The sequence below is a fragment of the Mesorhizobium silamurunense genome, from assembly GCF_014843905.1.
Lineage (GTDB): Bacteria > Pseudomonadota > Alphaproteobacteria > Rhizobiales > Rhizobiaceae > Mesorhizobium > Mesorhizobium silamurunense.
The window spans coordinates 232,738-249,687 of record NZ_LPVS01000027.1; the positions used below are offsets into that span (position 1 = coordinate 232,738).

At 62.8% G+C, this 16,950-nt stretch carries 18 protein-coding genes; 6 read left to right on the plus strand and 12 right to left on the minus strand.

The window, feature by feature from the left end; translation table 11 throughout:
- Positions 1 to 5: 5 nt before the first annotated feature.
- The 4 genes from AU465_RS07015 to AU465_RS07030 all read right to left on the minus strand — a co-directional run bounded on the left by AU465_RS07015 (position 6) and on the right by AU465_RS07030 (position 3,149).
- On the minus strand, positions 6 to 1,571 hold the full coding sequence (locus AU465_RS07015; RefSeq protein WP_192245245.1) for an amidase: 1,566 nt from the start codon (positions 1,569 to 1,571) through the stop codon (positions 6 to 8).
- Positions 1,571 to 2,029, minus strand: a complete 459-nt coding sequence (locus AU465_RS07020; RefSeq protein WP_192245247.1) for a GNAT family N-acetyltransferase — start codon at positions 2,027 to 2,029, stop codon at positions 1,571 to 1,573. Before AU465_RS07020 ends, AU465_RS07015 begins: the two co-directional genes overlap by 1 nt.
- Before the next feature lie 6 nt (positions 2,030 to 2,035).
- Positions 2,036 to 2,323, minus strand: a complete 288-nt coding sequence (gene gatC, locus AU465_RS07025; RefSeq protein WP_192245249.1) for an Asp-tRNA(Asn)/Glu-tRNA(Gln) amidotransferase subunit GatC — start codon at positions 2,321 to 2,323, stop codon at positions 2,036 to 2,038.
- Positions 2,324 to 2,441: 118 nt separating this feature from the next.
- Positions 2,442 to 3,149, minus strand: coding sequence for a metal-dependent hydrolase (locus AU465_RS07030; RefSeq protein WP_192245251.1), 708 nt, complete (start codon positions 3,147 to 3,149; stop codon positions 2,442 to 2,444).
- 106 nt (positions 3,150 to 3,255) lie between these two features.
- Here AU465_RS07030 and ruvX point away from each other — a divergent pair, with 106 nt between their 5' ends.
- Positions 3,256 to 3,738: a Holliday junction resolvase RuvX gene (gene ruvX / locus AU465_RS07035; protein ID WP_192245253.1), complete on the plus strand. Its 483-nt coding sequence runs from the start codon at positions 3,256 to 3,258 to the stop codon at positions 3,736 to 3,738.
- On the opposite strand, the gene AU465_RS07040 is transcribed toward ruvX, so the two are convergent.
- From AU465_RS07040 to AU465_RS07050, 3 genes are all read right to left on the minus strand, one after another.
- The gene (locus AU465_RS07040; RefSeq protein ID WP_192245255.1) at positions 3,680 to 4,021 is read right to left on the minus strand and encodes a DUF6105 family protein; all 342 of its coding nucleotides are present in this window, start codon (positions 4,019 to 4,021) and stop codon (positions 3,680 to 3,682) included. The two genes, ruvX and AU465_RS07040, sit on opposite strands and share 59 nt — an antisense overlap.
- Complete coding sequence (locus AU465_RS07045; protein WP_192245257.1) at positions 4,021 to 4,581, minus strand: hypothetical protein; 561 nt, start codon at positions 4,579 to 4,581, stop codon at positions 4,021 to 4,023. Before AU465_RS07045 ends, AU465_RS07040 begins: the two co-directional genes overlap by 1 nt.
- A gap of 155 nt (positions 4,582 to 4,736) precedes the next feature.
- Positions 4,737 to 6,365, minus strand: coding sequence for a DNA alkylation response protein (locus AU465_RS07050; RefSeq protein WP_192245259.1), 1,629 nt, complete (start codon positions 6,363 to 6,365; stop codon positions 4,737 to 4,739).
- A 182-nt stretch (positions 6,366 to 6,547) separates the two neighbouring features.
- Here AU465_RS07050 and AU465_RS07055 point away from each other — a divergent pair, with 182 nt between their 5' ends.
- The 4 genes from AU465_RS07055 to dprA are packed head-to-tail and all read left to right on the plus strand — an operon-like array spanning position 6,548 to position 10,584.
- Positions 6,548 to 7,528, plus strand: coding sequence for an aspartate carbamoyltransferase catalytic subunit (locus tag AU465_RS07055; protein WP_192245261.1), 981 nt, complete (start codon positions 6,548 to 6,550; stop codon positions 7,526 to 7,528).
- Complete coding sequence (locus tag AU465_RS07060; RefSeq protein ID WP_192245263.1) at positions 7,525 to 8,811, plus strand: dihydroorotase; 1,287 nt, start codon at positions 7,525 to 7,527, stop codon at positions 8,809 to 8,811. Before AU465_RS07055 ends, AU465_RS07060 begins: the two co-directional genes overlap by 4 nt.
- Before the next feature lie 58 nt (positions 8,812 to 8,869).
- Positions 8,870 to 9,451 carry a glycerol-3-phosphate 1-O-acyltransferase PlsY gene (gene plsY, locus AU465_RS07065; protein ID WP_192245265.1) on the plus strand — a complete coding sequence of 194 codons (582 nt, stop codon included), beginning with the start codon at positions 8,870 to 8,872 and terminating at the stop codon, positions 9,449 to 9,451.
- Entirely contained in the window at positions 9,448 to 10,584 is a 1,137-nt protein-coding gene (dprA, locus tag AU465_RS07070; protein ID WP_192245267.1) for a DNA-processing protein DprA, read from the plus strand. The genes plsY and dprA overlap by 4 nt, the downstream gene beginning before the upstream one ends.
- 6 nt (positions 10,585 to 10,590) lie before the next feature.
- Here the strand turns inward: dprA and AU465_RS07075 are convergent, their stop codons facing one another.
- From AU465_RS07075 to AU465_RS07090, 4 genes are all read right to left on the minus strand, one after another.
- Complete coding sequence (locus AU465_RS07075; protein ID WP_246505903.1) at positions 10,591 to 11,646, minus strand: hypothetical protein; 1,056 nt, start codon at positions 11,644 to 11,646, stop codon at positions 10,591 to 10,593.
- Positions 11,647 to 11,831: 185 nt separating this feature from the next.
- Entirely contained in the window at positions 11,832 to 12,041 is a 210-nt protein-coding gene (locus tag AU465_RS07080) for a hypothetical protein (RefSeq protein WP_192245271.1), read from the minus strand.
- A 156-nt stretch (positions 12,042 to 12,197) separates the two neighbouring features.
- On the minus strand, positions 12,198 to 12,737 hold the full coding sequence (locus AU465_RS07085; protein WP_192245307.1) for a DnaJ domain-containing protein: 540 nt from the start codon (positions 12,735 to 12,737) through the stop codon (positions 12,198 to 12,200).
- A 350-nt stretch (positions 12,738 to 13,087) separates the two neighbouring features.
- Positions 13,088 to 13,300, minus strand: coding sequence for an ATP-binding protein (locus tag AU465_RS07090; protein ID WP_192245273.1), 213 nt, complete (start codon positions 13,298 to 13,300; stop codon positions 13,088 to 13,090).
- Between the two features lie 1,295 nt (positions 13,301 to 14,595).
- Between AU465_RS07090 and AU465_RS07100 the strand changes: the two genes are divergently transcribed.
- Positions 14,596 to 14,877 carry a hypothetical protein gene (locus AU465_RS07100; RefSeq protein ID WP_192245275.1) on the plus strand — a complete coding sequence of 94 codons (282 nt, stop codon included), beginning with the start codon at positions 14,596 to 14,598 and terminating at the stop codon, positions 14,875 to 14,877.
- A 1,089-nt stretch (positions 14,878 to 15,966) separates the two neighbouring features.
- Here the strand turns inward: AU465_RS07100 and AU465_RS07105 are convergent.
- Positions 15,967 to 16,950 (minus strand): tyrosine-type recombinase/integrase (locus AU465_RS07105; RefSeq protein ID WP_192245277.1); only part of this gene is annotated, 984 nt, incomplete at its 5' end.

Sequence of the window (16,950 nt, forward strand, 5' to 3'; positions counted from 1 at the left end):
CGACGCTACCACCACTTTTCCGGCTGAAATTTGCCCGCCGCCTGTTCGATGACATGCGCGGTCTGGAACAGCGTTTCCTCGTCGAACGGCCGGCCGATGAGCTGCAGGCCAAGCGGCAGACCCTTGCCGTCGAGGCCGGCAGGCACCGAGATGCCCGGCAGGCCAGCCATGTTCACCGTCACGGTGAAGATGTCGTTGAGATACATTTTCACCGGATCGGAATTCATGTCCTCGTCGGCGACGCCGAAAGCGGCCGACGGCGTTGCCGGGGTCAGGATGACGTCGACACCGGCGGCAAAGACGTTCTCGAAATCGCGCCTGATCAAGGTGCGCACCTTCTGCGCCTGCAGGTAGTAGGCGTCGTAATAGCCAGCCGAAAGCACGTAGGTGCCGATCATGATGCGGCGCTTGACTTCGCGGCCGAAGCCGGCGGCGCGCGTCTTCTCATACATGTCGACAATGTCCTTGCCGGGCACGCGCAATCCGTAGCGCACGCCATCATAGCGGGCGAGGTTGGACGAGGCTTCGGCAGGCGCCACGATGTAGTAGGCAGGCAGCGCGTATTTGGTATGCGGCAGCGAGATGTCGACGATCTCGGCGCCGGCGTCCTTCAGCCAGGCGATGCCCTGCTGCCAGAGCGCCTCGATGTCTTCCGGCATGCCGTCGACGCGGTATTCCTTCGGGATGCCGACCATCATGCCCTTGATCGGCTTGCCGATCACTGCTTCGTAGTCCGGCACCGGCCGGTCGACCGACGTCGTGTCCTTCGGGTCGGACGAGGCCATCGACTTCAACAGGATCGCGGCGTCGCGCACGTCGCGCGCGATCGGTCCGGCCTGGTCGAGCGACGAGGCGAAGGCAACCACGCCCCAGCGCGAGCAGCGGCCATAGGTCGGCTTGATGCCAACGGTGCCGGTGAAGGCCGCGGGCTGGCGGATCGAGCCGCCGGTGTCGGTCGCGGTGGCGCCGGCACAGAGGAAGGCAGCAACAGCCGAAGCCGAGCCACCGGAGGAACCGCCTGGCACAAGCTGGGCGTTGTCGAGCGTGCGCTCCGTCTTCGTGCCGCCAGCGGAGACAAAGCCGCCGTCGCCCTGGTGCGTCGTCGGCATGACAACCGTGTCAAGCCGCGAGCGCCGCCACGGGTTGATCACCGGGCCGTAGTAGGAGGTCTCGTTGGAGGAGCCCATGGCGAACTCGTCCATGTTGAGCTTGCCGAGCATGACGGCACCGTCGGCCCATAGATTGCTGGTGACGGTCGATTCGTAGTGCGGCTTGAAGCCGTCCAGCACATGGCTGCAGGCCTGGGTGTGGACGCCTTCGGTGGCGAACAGGTCCTTGATGCCGAGCGGAATGCCTTCGAGCGCCCCGCCCTCGCCCTTGCCCAGCTTCGCATCGGAGGTCTTGGCCATGGCGCGCGCCCTGTCGGCGGTCACCGCGATGTAGGCATTGAGCACCGGATTGGCGCGCTCGATCGCCGAGAGATAGGCTTCCGTGATCTCGGCGGCGGAGATCTCCTTGCCGCGCAGCTTGGCGCGGGCCTCGGAAATGGTGAGATGTGTGAGGTCGCTCATCAGGCAAGGCTCTTTTCGTAAAACACCGACCACTTGGAGTCGGGATAATCCAGCACCGGACCGCAACGCGAAAACCCGGCACGCTCGTAGACGGTCCAGGCGGCCGGGTGGCGATCGCCGGTTTCGAGAACCAGACGTTGCAGCCCTTCCTGCCGCGCCAGCGCCTCGACCCGCTCGACGATTTGCGCACCGATCTTCTGGCCGCGATGCGAGGGCCGCGTGTACATGCGCTTGACCTCGCCAGTCACCTCGTCATGCCGCTTCAGCGCGCCGCAGCCGACGGCAAGGCCACCGTCGCGGGCAATGAACACCGTCGTGTCGTGGCCAGCCATCTGCTCGACGGTCAGGTGGTAGCAATGCTCCGGCGGCGTCAGTTCGAGCAGCGCGGCATTGAGCTCCGCGACCAGCGCCCGCACGTCGTCCTGCAAGGGCGTCTCGACGGCGATCTCGACGGCCATCCTGCCCTACTCCACGACCTTGGGAACGAGGAAGAAGTTTTCTTCGGTGGCGGGCGCGTTGGCGACGATGTCGGCCGCCTTGTCGCCGTCGGTGACGACATCCTGCCGCTTCTTCATCTCCATGGGGGTGACCGAGGTCATCGGCTCGACGCCGGACACATCGACCTCGTTCAACTGCTCGACGAAGCCGAGGATGGCGTTCAGCTCGCCGGTCATGCGCTCGGCGTCCTCCTCGCTCACCGCAATGCGAGCAAGGTGAGCGACGCGCTTCACGGTCTGAAGATCAACGGACATGTCTATTTGCCTCGGAAAAACCAGTGCGGGCTATAGCGGCGCAACGCTTGCGGTGCAACATCGATCATGTTGAACCGAACAGACTGCGGATAGCTCCGGCGCGCCTAGGGAGTGCTGCTCAGATCGTAATCGCCTTTCCGATCTCGGGCAGCGCTACCTTGACCCCGGACCCTTCCATGCCGGCCACGAATTTGTCGGCGGTCTGATCGATGATCGGGAAGGTGCCGAAATGGCAGGGAACGACCGTATCGAAGCTGAAAAAGCGGCGGCAGGCAAGGGCCGCCACCGCCCCGCCCATGGTGAAGCGGTCGCCGATCGGCACGATGCCGATCTTCGGTTCATGCAATTCGTTGATCAGCCCCATGTCGGAAAAGATGTCGGTGTCGCCCATGTGGTAAAGCGTCTTGTCCTGCGGGAAATGCAGCACGAGCCCGCCCGGGTTGCCGAGATAGGTGTTGGTGCCGCCCTGGCCGCCGAACGAGGAGGAGTGCAGCGCCTGGACGAAGGTGGTGGTGAAGGGGCCGCAATCGACGGTGCCGCCGATGTTGCCGGGGTTGATCTTCTTGTCGCTGACGCCCTGCCCGACGAGATACATGCAGACCTCGAAATTGGCGACCAGCATGGCGCCGCTCTTCTTCAGCACCTCGATCGAACCGCTGACATGGTCGTTGTGGCCATGGGTCAGGAGAACATGCGTCACCCCTTCCGCCGGCCCTTCCCAGCCGCCCGTCCAGGACGGATTGCCGACCAGATACGGGTCGATGAGGATGGTGGCGTCCTTTGTCTCGATGCGGAATGCCGAATGGCCGTACCAGGTCAGTTTCATGATTGGGTTCCTCGATTTTCTCGTTGTCAAAGGATAGAACGCCGGGGGCAAATTGAAAGTCCCGCGGTCTATCAAAAGGCCGCGCGGCGAAGACCGGGGAGAGTTGTTGAGCATCATCGGCATTGAAGAATTGCCGGCACGGCTTGCCGGCGGCCGGACGCTCGCCGGCCTCGACCTGGGCGACAAGACGATCGGCGTGGCGGTGTCGGACCGTGGCTTGTCCTTTGCCCATCCGCGCCCGGTCATCCTGCGCAGGAAGTTTTCGCTCGATGCCGCCCAGTTGCTGGCACAGCTCGAGAAGGACAATGTCGGGGCGATCGTGCTTGGCCTTCCCGTCAACATGGACGGATCGGAAGGCCCGCGCGCGCAGAAATCCCGCGCCTTCGCGCGCAACATGGCTGCCCTGTCCGATCTGCCCATTGTGCTGTGGGACGAGCGGCTGTCGACGGTCGCCGCGGAACGGACGCTGATCGAGATGGATTTCTCGCGCAAGAAGCGCGCCGGCAAGATCGATTCGGCGGCGGCGGCCTTTATTCTGCAGGGAGCCCTGGACCGGCTTCAGTCGCTCGGCCGAGCCGATCCGGACTGACCGGACCTTCCCGGCGCCGCCTGATCCATTCGCCGATCTGGCGCCGGCGGCGGAATGCCACCAGTCCGAGCAGCAGGAAACTGTCGAACACGCAGGCCCGCGCGACCATGCCCGGGATGATCCCCGGATCGACGCCGAGTATCTGGCCGTAAAGCTGGAACACCAGGTCGTGCAGCTGGCGGCTGAGCATCACATAGCCGAAATTGATGTCGTTGAGCGACAGGAAGAACCAGCCCCAGAACAGGACCAGCGGAGCTGCCCAGAATGCGAACAAGGCGCGCATCAGTGGCGACCTCCGGGTCTGGTTTCCGGACGGCCGGAGATGCGGGACAGCAGGGAGCTGTGCGCGGCGCTCGTTGCCATGCGCTGAGCAGTCAAGCGAGCATCGCCGTGATGCAAAGTCGCGGCGGCCACGGTCGAGCGCCGCTCGGCGAGCACCGCGACATAGGAGGCAAGCAGCGCCGTCATCTGGATGGCGATCACCATGAACAGCCCGTTGATCCCTTGCGCGGCGCCGCCGACGAGAATGATCGACAGCAGGAAAGAGGCGGAGATGAAGGCGATCCGCACCACTGCGTCGCCGGCATCGGGCCTAGTCGCGATGTTGAGCAGCGTTTCGACGAAAGCCCAGCAGAAGAGCAGCGCGACGATCAGCAGCGCGACCGAGAGCGGCGCCACGATGACGGCGTGTTCGAGCCCCGGAAAGCCGGCGCTTTGCACCGATACGCCAAGCACGCCAAGCGCGGACGCGATGCCGCGGTTCCCGTCCATGCAGATGTAGGCCAGCAGGGCGAAAACGACCGCCCAGTGCAAGGCCAGAAATGATGTCAAAACGTGCCGCATGCGCTCCCTGCCTCGCGGAGCAGGGGATGCTCATGGTTAACACTTCCCTACTCCGGTGGACAGAGTGGGCCCTGCGAAGGCCGCCCGCAATTGAAACCATCTGTTAAGGTTAACGGCCGTCCACAGCCGGCGATGGAAGCGCGTTTCAGGCTTGTTCAAGTCAGCGGCGGATAGAGCGTGTCGATGATCATGCGCGCGTCATGGCGCGAATCGAGCATGCCGTAGGTGGTGCGCCATTGGCCGCCGAGCCTTGTTTCGACGAAGGCGTCGGCAATCCGCCCTGCCCCCAACCGGCGCAGTTCCGCCGCCGCCGCCGACAGCGCGAGTTGCTCGGTCAGCAGGCGCGCCGAGCCCTCGTCGGTCGAAGCCACCTGCATGGCCGCCTTGAGCACGCCGATGGTGCCGCGGCCGCCGGCGCCGAGGTCGCGGTCGATGCCGGCCAGCACCTCCTCGAACAGGCCGGGCGCGCGGCCGAGCACGCGCAGCACGTCCAGCGCCATGACATTGCCCGAACCTTCCCAGATCGCGTTGACCGGAGCCTCGCGATAGTAACGGGCAAGCGGCGCTTCCTCGACATAGCCGTTGCCGCCGAGGCACTCCATCGCCTCGTAAAGCAGCTGCGGTGCGATCTTGCACACCCAGTATTTGACCACCGGCGTCATGGCGCGGGCAAAGGCCGCCTCGCCGCGATCGCTCGCCGCCTCGTCGAAGGAGCGCGCCAGCCGAAACGACAGCGCCGTCGCGGCAGCGACGTCGAGCGCCATGTCGGCGAGCACCCGCTGCATCAGCGGCTGGTCGACCAGATTGGCGCCGAACACCTGGCGGTGGCGCGTGTGGTGGACGGCCTCGGCCAGCCCTGCCCGCATGATCGCCGAGGAGGCGACGGCGCAGTCGAGCCGGGTCAGCGTGACCATGTCCATCATCGTCTTGATGCCGGCGCCCGGCTCGCCGACCATCTCGCCGATGGCGTTAACGAACTCGACTTCCGACGAGGCGTTGGAGCGGTTGCCGAGCTTGTCCTTCAGGCGCTGGAAGCGGAAGCCATTGCCCGAGCCGTCGCCGAGGATGCGCGGGACGAGGAAGCAGGAAAGCCCCTCCGGTGCCTGCGCAAGCACCAGGAAGGCGTCCGACATCGGCGCCGACATGAACCATTTGTGCCCGGTCAGCCGGTAGAAGCCGCTTCCCGTGCGCTCCGCCCTTGTGATGTTGGCGCGCACGTCGGTGCCGCCCTGTTTCTCGGTCATGCCCATACCGAGGGTGAGCCCGGTCTTTTGCACCGGCGGCTTCTGGCTCTGGTCGTATTTGCGCGTCGTCACGCGCGGCGCCCATTCGCGGAACAGTTTTGGGCTTGCCATCAGCGCCGCCAGCGAAGCGCTGGTCATGGTGATGGGGCAAAGATGCCCGGTCTCGAGCTCGGCGGTCAGATAGAACCGCGCCGCCCTCACCTGGTGCCGGCGGCCTATCTCGGCATCGCCGTTTTCCCAGACAGAGGAATGCAAGCCGCCGGCAATCGAGCGTCGCATGAGCGCATGATAGGCGGGATGAAACTCGACCAGATCGATGCGCCGGCCCTGGCGGTCATGTGTCCTGAGCTTCGGCGTGTCGGTATTGGCGAGGCGGGCAAGCTCCTGCGCCTCTTGGGTCATGGCGAACCGGCCAAGAGCGTCGAGGTCCTTGCGCACCGGATCGGAAAAACGCTCGGCAAGCTGGATGAGCAACGGATCGCCCCGCCATGCGTTGCCGCCCGTCAATGGCGGCGGCTGGTTGATCACGTCGTCGGTCACGCCCAATCCTTCTACAGTAGGAAGGCCCTTACCATCTGAAGGCCGCGGTCGCGAATCCGAAGCCACGGGGCCTTATAGCCCAAGCAACATAAGGCGCGCGACGAAAATACCGGGGAGAACGCCCGCAATCCAAAGCTGGCGCTTGCGGCTGGCCGGACCTCACCCTATAGCAGCGCCTTGAGATGACCGACGCTTCGTCCCTGCCGATTTTCCCTCACCGCCACCTTCTGGGCATCCGCGATCTTTCCCCGGCCGATATCGAGCTGCTGCTCGATCGCGCCGACCAGGCCGTGGCGATCTCGCGGCAATCGGAAAAGAAGACCTCGACGCTGCGTGGCCGAACACAAATCAACCTCTTCTACGAGGCGTCGACCCGCACGCAATCGTCCTTCGAGCTCGCGGGCAAACGGCTCGGCGCCGACGTGATGAACATGTCGGTGGCGAGTTCTTCGGTGAAGAAGGGCGAGACGTTGATCGACACCGCCATGACGCTCAACGCCATGCGTCCGGACATCCTGATCATCCGCCACCAGTCGGCGGGGGCGGCAGCGCTTCTGGCGCAAAAAGTCGGCTGCTCGGTGGTCAACGCCGGCGACGGCGCGCATGAGCATCCGACGCAGGCGCTGCTCGACGCCCTGACCATCCGCCGCGCCAAGGGACCGCTGTCGAAACTGATCGTGGCGATCTGCGGCGATATCCTGCATTCGCGCGTCGCCCGCTCCAACATCATGCTCTTGAACGCGCTCGGCGCGCAGGTGCGCGTCGTCGCGCCTTCGACGCTGCTGCCGGCCGGCATCGACAGAATGGGCGTGATCGTCTCGCGCTCGATGGCCGAAGGCCTCAAGGACGCCGACGTCGTGATGATGCTGCGCCTGCAGCGCGAGCGCATGGAAGGCGCCTTCGTGCCGTCGATCCGCGAATATTTCCGCTATTTCGGCCTCGACGCGGAAAAGCTGAAAGCGGCCAAGGAGGATGCGCTGGTCATGCATCCGGGACCGATGAACCGCGGCGTGGAAATCGCCTCGGAAATCGCCGACGGGCCGCAAAGCGTCATTCAGGAACAGGTCGAGATGGGCGTTGCCGTGCGCATGGCTGTCATGGAAGCGCTGCTCGACCCTCGCCGCAATTCTGAGGGCCGCAACCATGAAGGGCGCGGCGCATGAGCGTGACGGTCTTCAGCAGGGCCCACATCGTCGACCCCTCACGCGGCGTCGACGAGGTCGGCACCGTCATTGTCGATGGCCGCAAGATCGCCGCGGCCGGCAAGGCGGCGCTGAACCAGGGCGCCCCCGAAGGCGCTGTTGTCATCGACTGTGCCGGCAAGACGGTCATTCCGGGCCTTGTCGATGCCCGTGTGTTCATCGGCGAACCCGGCGGCGAACATCGCGAGACGATTGCGTCGGCGAGCGTCGCGGCGGCAGCCGGCGGCGTTACCTCCATTGTCATGATGCCCGACACTGACCCGGTGATCGACAACGTGGCACTCGTCGAGTTCGTGCTGCGCACGGCAAAAGACACGGCAAGCGTCAACATCTTCCCGGCGGCGGCGATCACCAAGGGCCTCGAAGGCCGCGAGATGACCGAGTTCGGCCTGCTGCGCGAGGCCGGCGCCGTCGCCTTCACCGACGGTCGCCACACGATCGCCAATGCGCTGGTCATGCGCCGCGCGCTGACCTACGCCCGCGATTTCGGCGGCGTGATCGCGCATGAAACCCAGGACGCAGACCTCGCCTCGGCCGGCGTGATGAACGAAGGCCTCTATGCGAGCTGGCTCGGCCTTTCCGGCATCCCGCGCGAGGCCGAGCTCATCCCGCTCGAGCGGGACTTGGCGCTGGCGCGGCTGACGGGCGGCGCCTATCACGCCGCCAAGATTTCATCCGCGATGGCGGCCGGCGCGGTGAGCCGGGCAAAGGCGGACGCCGCTAACGTCACGGCCGGAGTCGCCATCCACAATCTGTCGCTCAACGAGAACGATGTCGGCGAATATCGCACCTTCTTCCGGCTGACCCCGCCCTTGCGCGCCGAGGACGACCGGTTGGCGATGATCGAGGCGATCAAGGACGGCACGATCGACATCATCGTCTCTTCGCACGACCCGCAAGATGTCGACACCAAGCGCCTGCCCTTCGCCGATGCTGCCGCCGGCGCGATCGGGCTGGAGACGCTGCTTGGCGCGGCGCTTCGGCTCTACCATAATGGCGACGTGCCTCTCCTCAGGCTGATCGAGACGCTTTCGACCGCGCCGGCAAAGCTTTTCGGCCTGCCAGGCGGCACGCTGAAGTCCGGCGCGCTGGCGGACCTCGCCGTGGTCGATCTCGACGAGCCCTGGATCGTCAGCGAGAGCGGCCTGCGCTCACGCTCGAAGAACACCTGCTTCGAGGGCGCGCGCCTGCAGGGCAAGGTCTTGCAAACCATGGTGGCGGGCCGCACAGTGTTTTCGACCTGAGCATCTGTCGACGAGCCGGACAGTACCGGCTCGACTGACATAAATAAGCGGGGGAACAATGGGTTACGGGCTCGCACTGATCTTCGGCTACCTGCTCGGCTCGATCCCGTTCGGGCTCTTGATCACCCGCGCGGCCGGTCTCGGCGACGTGCGCCAGATCGGCTCCGGCAACATCGGTGCAACCAATGTTTTGCGCACCGGCAACAAGGGCCTTGCCGCGGCCACGCTGTTGCTCGATGCGCTGAAGGGCACGGCGGCGGCGCTCATCGCCGGCCGCTTCGCGCCGGAACTGGCGCTCGCGGCCGGCTTCGGTGCCTTCCTTGGCCATCTCTTTCCGGTCTGGCTCGGCTTCAAAGGCGGCAAGGGTGTCGCCACCTATCTCGGCGTGCTGCTCGGTCTTGCCTGGCAAGGCATGCTGGTCTTCGCTGTCGTCTGGCTCGCCATGGCGTTCCTGTTCCGCTATTCATCGCTGGCGGCGCTGACAGCGGCGGTCGTGGTGCCGATCGCGCTTTACTTTATCAGCACGCCTCAAATCGCGGGGCTGTTCGTGGTGATGAGTCTGATCGTCTTCCTCAAGCATCGCGCCAACATCTCACGGCTTCTTGCCGGCACCGAGGGCAAGATCGGGGCGAAAGGATGAGCGGGCCCGCCGCCGGCCCGCGCCTCAGCGACCGGCAGCGGCTTGCCTGGCTCCGCCTGATCCGCACGCCGAATGTCGGCCCGGCTTCCTTCCGCGAATTGATCAACCGCTTCGGCTCGGCAGAGGCCGCGCTCGAAATGCTGCCTGAGTTGATGATTTCGGGAGGCGCCAGCCGCATCGTCCGCATTCCGACGGTCGCTGAAGCCGAAGCCGAATTGGAAGCGGCCCGCCGCGCCGGAGCCCGCTTCGTCGGCATCGGCGAGGCCGACTATCCGTCCATGCTGAAGACCATGGATAACCCGCCGCCGCTGCTGGCGGTAAAAGGCGAAGGCGCGGTGTTTCGCCTGCCGGCGGTGGCGATTGTCGGCGCCCGCAACGCCTCGCTCGCCGGCATCAAGATGGCGCGCATGCTGGCGGCGGATCTCGGCAGCGAGGGTTATGGCATCGTCTCCGGCTTGGCGCGCGGTATCGACACGGCGGCACATCAGGGCAGTCTCTCGACCGGCACCGTGGGCGTGCTGGCCGGCGGCCTCGATGTCCCCTATCCGCCGGAAAATGCCGGCCTGTGCGACGACATCGCCGGGCGCGGCGGCGCTATCGTCTCGGAGATGCCGTTCGGCTGGCAACCACGCGCGCAGGATTTCCCGCGCCGCAACCGCCTGGTTGCCGGCATGGCGCTGGGGCTGGTCGTGGTTGAGGCGGCGCAACGCTCCGGCTCGCTGATCAGCGCGCGGCTCGCTAACGAGATGGGCCGGCTGGTTTTCGCCGTGCCGGGTTCGCCGCTCGATCCGCGCGCCGGCGGCTGCAACGCCTTGCTCAAGGACGGCGCTACGCTCGTCACCGAAGCAGCCGATATCTTGGGCGCGCTGGCGCCTCTCGCTGGTGTTCGCGCTCCTCGCAGCACACCGCTCGCCGAGGCGCCCGACCTGTCGGCACTGCCGCCGCCGGGCGAAAACGAGCGCGCCAATGTGCTGGAAGCGCTCGGCCCAACGCCGGTCGGGGTGGACGAGATCATCCGCCATACAGGCTTGAGCGCCGCGCAAATAGCGATGGTGCTATTGGAACTGGACCTTGCCGGTAGGTTGGAACGCCACGCCGGCGGGAATGTGTCATTGGTTTTCGGGGGCCCCTGAAACCTGCTACCGGAACAGGTACTTGGACACTTCCGGGTTGCCGCGGCGCCACATCACGTTGTCCAGGAAATAGTGGTGCACGTTGATGAAGATCAGCACGATGAAGAAAAACAGCGAGGACCCGAGAACTTGCCTGTCGTAAGGGATCAAGGCCGTCATCGCCATCGGGATAAGCCAGAAGCCGAGATATCCAAGCGCACCGCCCCCGACGATGAATCCCAGGACCCGCAGCCTGTAGAGAGGTCCGAGAAAGGACAGCATCTTCGGCCGCGGATTTCTCGCGGCATCCGCGATGTCGCGTTCGACGTTCGTCTGATAACGCCAGACCACGGCCAGATATTGCAGCGAGTGGAGCGCAGGCACCACAAGCAGCCAAAGCGGATTTATTCTCGCAATCAGGATCCACAGATAGAGCGACGCGACATAGGCCACGATGCCGTTATACGGCAGGGCGCGGCCGTTCCTTCGCCAGCGATTGATCAGCATCAGGACTGTGACCGCCGTCGAGGCAACGGCCGCCAGCAGAGCAATGTTGGCGATCCAGGAAGGGGCCGCGAATGTGTAATATTCCAGGCCGTAATATTTCCCTTGCGTCACTGCCGTGTTCGTCTGCAGCCATGCCAGGATCCACACGGCATAGCTGTTGACCAGCAGCACCTTCTTGTCCCGATCGTCGAAGAATTTGCGCTTCAGCACGGCGTCCACCATCAGCATCCCGTAACCTTGCTTGACGTAGTGCCAGCCCACGAAGAAGAACATCGCATTGGCCGCATATCCGAGCAGGCGCGTATTCGCCGTTGCCGCTCCGTACGCAAAGAACGCGCCCATGATCACGGGAACGACGATGCCCGCGAAAATGTAGCGAAGCTGCAGGCTCCTGTCGTACCCCTTCCCGCTCAGCTTGCGCCCGAAATTGCGGTAGAAAATCTGATACGAGTGGGCGAAATGGGGATAGTTCACAAGGTAGGCCACGACCACCATCGTTGCTGCGACGAGACCCTCGTATTCGAGCGGCACCAAAAGCAGAATTGGCAGGATCAGAAATGCGCCGCCGCCGAGCATGAGGAAGTCGGCGACCGGACCGAAGAGATATTTGCCAGACGTCGCCACTTTAGCGGCTGAAGCATCTACCGAAAGGTCAAGTGCCATGTTCGAGCTCTCCTTCGGAAAGGTCGACTTTAACATCGCCCAGTCAGGTCACAAGGTTGGGTTACCGCTCCGGCTTGTGCCGACGCCCTCAATCCCCGTCAGATGGGCAGCTGCGCGCGTTTCGGCGACTGCAGTTCGCGCCCCATCTTTGCCGCCTGAAAGATGGTCATCAAGACTAGGACCGGCTCGCCGTCGGTAGGGTTGATCATAAGGGCCACGCGGCCAAGCTCGTCGCTCATCGCGCAGGTCCAGTCCTTGACTGCGATCACCTTTTTCTCGGGCAATTTGTCCTCCCTTTGGATGCCCATGCCCGCCTCCAGCGGACATTATGCGGCCGCCGGTTATGCCGGGCCGTCGGATCGACCTGCCATGAGCAACCGTGGGCCCCGGTTCGATCTAAGCGTAAGCGATTGCTAATGTAAGACCCAACCGGCCGGCGGCCGAGGAGCTTTCGCGAGCACCCCTCAGTTCGTATGGTCCAGCAGCCTCGTCACGGCAACATCACGCCGATGTTCGGAATTCGCGCGATCGATGCCGTCCACGGTGATGGCGAACATTCCGTTTTCGATCCTTGCTATCCAGCCCTTTGCCTTCAGATACCACAGGTGAAATTCCAGATGCTCTCGCGGGCAGCCTGACAGGCGCTCGAGCTCTTCATCACCGATGCCGGGATTATTGACGTCCTGTCGACGTTTTACATAAAGAAGCGACAGCAGCTTGGCCTGAATGACGACGTCCCGTTCAAGCCCTTTGGCGTTGCTTGCTTCCTCGCTCAGCTCGCGGCGAAGGCTCAAATGGTCTCTATACTGAACATCATATTGGGCGCGTTTGACCGGATCTTTGAGCGTATTATGGGCTTCCACGATTTCGCTGAAGCGTGATTCATTGCCGGTGTCCCGATTGTCGGGATGGTAGCGCATGGCAAAATAACGAAATATCCGTTCAATCGTTTCCGAGTTCGCGTTCGGGCTGATTTCGAGAAGTTCGTAATAGTCAATGAACATAGTGGTGCTTCCACAGAATCGATATTGCGAACACCACTCCCCAAGAGCAGCATCGCGCAACCGCTCTGCCCATGCAAGCCGGCGTTCCTGCAAAAGAGCGCTTGACGATTCAGCGAACAGGACGTCGCGCCAGGCCGAGCGTGGCGATTTCCTCTGCCAATCGGGCTCGCCATAAGGCTGGCCCGCTCGAGTGCTCATCTCCGCAAATCTGATCGGAGCCCGTTCAACCTAAGCCGAAGCGTTCGTTTGCTCAGTCTGTTGGAGCACCTTCAATTGCAGCACTGCAAGCCGAGCGGCGCAATATGCCTCACTATGCTTCGCGGTCTCGATGCCGAAATCGGGTGAGCTCCTCAGGAGTGCACAGTGGGATTAATCTTCAGGAGGCGCGATCTGGCGTCGATCACTCGCGTCTGCTCGGAACGGATCCGGCAGCAGAGGGCAAGATTGAGGGCAACGCCACCGCTATCGTCGTCCAGCAATTCGTTCGCCCGGTTAAGAGAGCGCTCGGCTCGCTTCACGCGCTGGCGAGCCTTCGCCAGTTCAAAGCTAAAGATTTCGACCATTTTTCCGGTTCCATGGGTCAGCGGTCCCTTCAAGACCGAAACCTTGCACCGATCGCATTGGTTCCGACACGGCGCGCGACAGGCTGTCGCATTGGGTGCTGCCTGTGCTTGGTCCAACCCCGACAGCCTCACCCGCAAGAGCACTGTGCTCGACAGGGCTTCGGCGTTGTAGAACAAACGGTCGGCACGATCGAGCGGCGCAGCCGCCGCGTCAGCGCTTCCAGAAATCGCGGTGCAGTGCGATCAGCTCGTGCGCGATTTCGGAGAAGGGGCCAAAGACCTCGATCTTTTTCTGGCCGAAGCCGTGGGAGCGATCTATATCGGTTACTATTGATCTGTCGCCTGACGTTAGCGGTCATTAGGTGGGCACGTACGCGTCCAGCAGCATGCTGGACCGGCGCCGGAGGACATGAAGCGACCGGCGACGCAATGGGTGAAGCCAAGGCCGATCGGCAGGGTCGAGTGAAGCATCTTCGCGGCGAGGACTATCTGCGCCATGTCTCGCTGCAGGATTTTCGGGAGGAGGATTAGTCTCTGCCCTGCCGGGATCCGTCCGCCACATCGTCAAGCTACATGCAATTCTCCTGTGGCGAGTGCCCGCCGCGTTCGATGGCAACGGACACCCGCAAACCGCCGATGAAGGGACTCGCTCGTCGGCGGCAACCAATGTGTTGCCGAGGTGTTGGTTGCGCCTCTCAGCCCATTGCCTTGGGTGCCGGGACTTCGGTCGTATCAGGCCCTCGACTGCAGTCTCGCGGCTGGAACGAATGCATTGAGGGTTCGTTTGCCTAGTGCCAGCCGCTCCCGCCAACGGCGGTTGAGCGAAGCAGAGGCTCCGGCGCGCGCCCCGGCGGGAGGGTACGTTCGCGCTGGAGCCTTTTGGTGAACGATACGGAGCGAAGGATATGGATGATCGTCACAACAGTGTTTTGGAAGCCCGGTGGCTCCTTGCTGTGCCCGCGTCGCTTATCCTTACCGTCCTGTTCGCCGGGTTCTGGCTTACATGAAGCAGCCGCCGTCTGTGGCTATACGGCGGTCGAGCTTGAATCCGAGCGCCGCCTGATTTCGTCAGGCGCAACGCCTTCGTTGAATAATGCCAGGATGCAGCTCGGCCAAGCGGTCGCGCGCTTCCTCATCGCCAGAGATACCATCTCTTTCGCGTATTCTTCTAGAAGTAGGGCGAGCGCAGCCATCAGGCCGCCGCATATGCAGATTCGCGTAAGACCTTGGCAAGCGATCGGAGATCAGGAATATAATCCTCTCCGCTGCGGCGACCTCAATCACCGGAGATCGCCATGACGATGAAGTTTCCATTCACAGAAGACACGCTCGGTAAAAAGCTCGAGGCAGGCACGGGCATGTCCGTTTACTGCCTCACCTGCAAGCGCAACGCGGTCCTGAACGTGGCCGATCTTGCACTGGGATTTGATCAAGGTGATCTATTGCCACGAGTGCCGCGGCGCCGGCCGGGACGATTGCAACCTGCATTTCACGAACCATGCGGCGACGCCGGACAAGCGCAAGGGCTGGACGCCTTGTCCCTAACACGGGAGCGGCCCGGCACTCTGGCGGGGTAGGCCAGTGGACGCCGGGCCTAACCGGCGGGGGCTCGGAATCGGAACACGGCACCGGCTGACGATGAACATACGTCCCTGCCGAAATGATCGGCATCATCCATAAGGACGAAGCGGGAGGTAGGTGCCTAGCTCAGCACCAAGCCGGCGATGAGCAGGCATGCCGCCATGCGGACGCATAAAGAACCGTAGGGCCAAATTCCCAATGGTTGGCAATTTGGATGAAGAAGCGCGCCAGACGCTTCAGCGGCCAGCCAGAACGCGCGCTGGTGGGCTTCTGTGTGGGCGCGTCAAGCGTTAGTAATATAGCTGAACCCGCGTCATCCAATCGATGGTGACCGCCCTTCACGGGGCTCGTGCTAGTCTTGTGGTTGGCGCAACTCCTCCTGCGCCATTGAGCGCCGGTTGAAGGAAGTCCCTCCCGGTCGCCAGTCTGCCGGCGCTCTTCCTCTATCCGCCAGGGAGATCGAACAATGCCTACATCCCGCCGTGCATTGCTTTTCATCCTGAGTGCAACCGTCGCGTTCGCCGCCATTATTGGCATCGCGTCTGCCAAAGGCGGTGGCGGCGGCGGCAGTGGTGGCAAACATAATAGCACCTTAAGCAGCGTAACCAGCCTCCCAGTGACCGGAACCCGCCCAAAGGTAAAATCTTTCTCAAGCAAGGCATGCCCCATTGGCTACAATTGCCCAGTGACACCGATCGACAAATGCGATCTTCAAGGCAACATCGAGCAGTCAGTTGCCTGCAAAGTTAGAGCCTCCAGTTCCCTCACGAATCCGTAAGTCGCCGATCCAAGGTAGAGAGTTCTCACTCTAATCCAGCTACCAATTGCCCTTAGGACACTTGATCGGCCCGCTGCTTCGGTGGCGGGCTTTTCATTTTCCGGACATAGTGCGGACACGAAATTCTGCGGACACAGAAACCCGCCCTCACCTCTCGCAAAGCCTTGATTTTGTGGGGTTTTTGGTGAGCGCGATGGGATTCGAACCAATGACCTACTGATTAAAAGGCCGTAAGAAAACCGCACAAAATAAGGCGTTTCGCATCATATGCGCCATTTGTGCGCCATGGAACATGCGGCAAGGCTTGTCAATTCGCGTAAAGTTGGTCCGCAATCTTATCCATTGCCTCGGCATGGCTTTCGCTGGGGAACATGTGTCCGTATCTGGTCATTGTGATCTGAAAAGTCGCATGACCGGCAAGGGTCTGCACCGCTTTTGGCTGTAGCCCTGCCTCGATCCACGTTGAAATCGCGAAGTGGCGCAACGCATGCCAGCCGAAATCTTTGACCTCGGCCTTCGCAACCAGCGGTCCCCAGCGGCGCTTGTCGAAATTGGTGTGACGAGTGAAACTCCCCGAGGAATCGGGGAATACGAAGTCGTCATCGCCGGCCTTCGTCTTTTTGCGGCGGGCAGCAAGGTCGTTGGTTAGTGCCTTCGATAGCGGGATGGTGCGTTTTCCTGCGTCCGATTTCGTGGTGTCGAAATCGCCGTAGGCATCAACTCTCTCCTCGACGGTAACAGTGCGCTTTTTGAGATCCAGATGACGGTAGCGCAGCGCCCATTGTTCGCTAGCGCGCAAGCCGGTAGCGGCGGCGAACTTGATACGAAGCTCAAGGTCGTTCAACTCAGCCGCGCGCGCCTTGAACTTTGCATCGGCCTCCGGTCCGAAGCCTTTGGGTGCCTCAGGTTCCCATTCCTTGGCAGCCTTTAGAATCTTCGCAAGATCGGCCTTGGATGGAGGCACGACCTTCTCGCTGCCCTCCCCGCGCTTGCCGCCAACGCTGACGCCCTTTGCGACGTTAACGGTTATCCAGTCTTGGCTGATCGCATATTTGAGCGTGCGGGCGAGCGCGCCTACGGTGCGGCGAATGGTAGGCAAACCGACGCCATCGTCTTTCAACTTTTCGACCAGCTGGGAAATCCTGCCCGCCGTTAGTTCGACAAGCTTTGTGTCGCCTAGCTCTGGCTGAACATGGGTACGCAGTTGATTGCCGGTGTTCTTGAGATACATAGTCGTCACCTGACGTTGCCCCCAGTTTCTATCCAGCTTTGAGTTCGTTTCCGGCGTGGG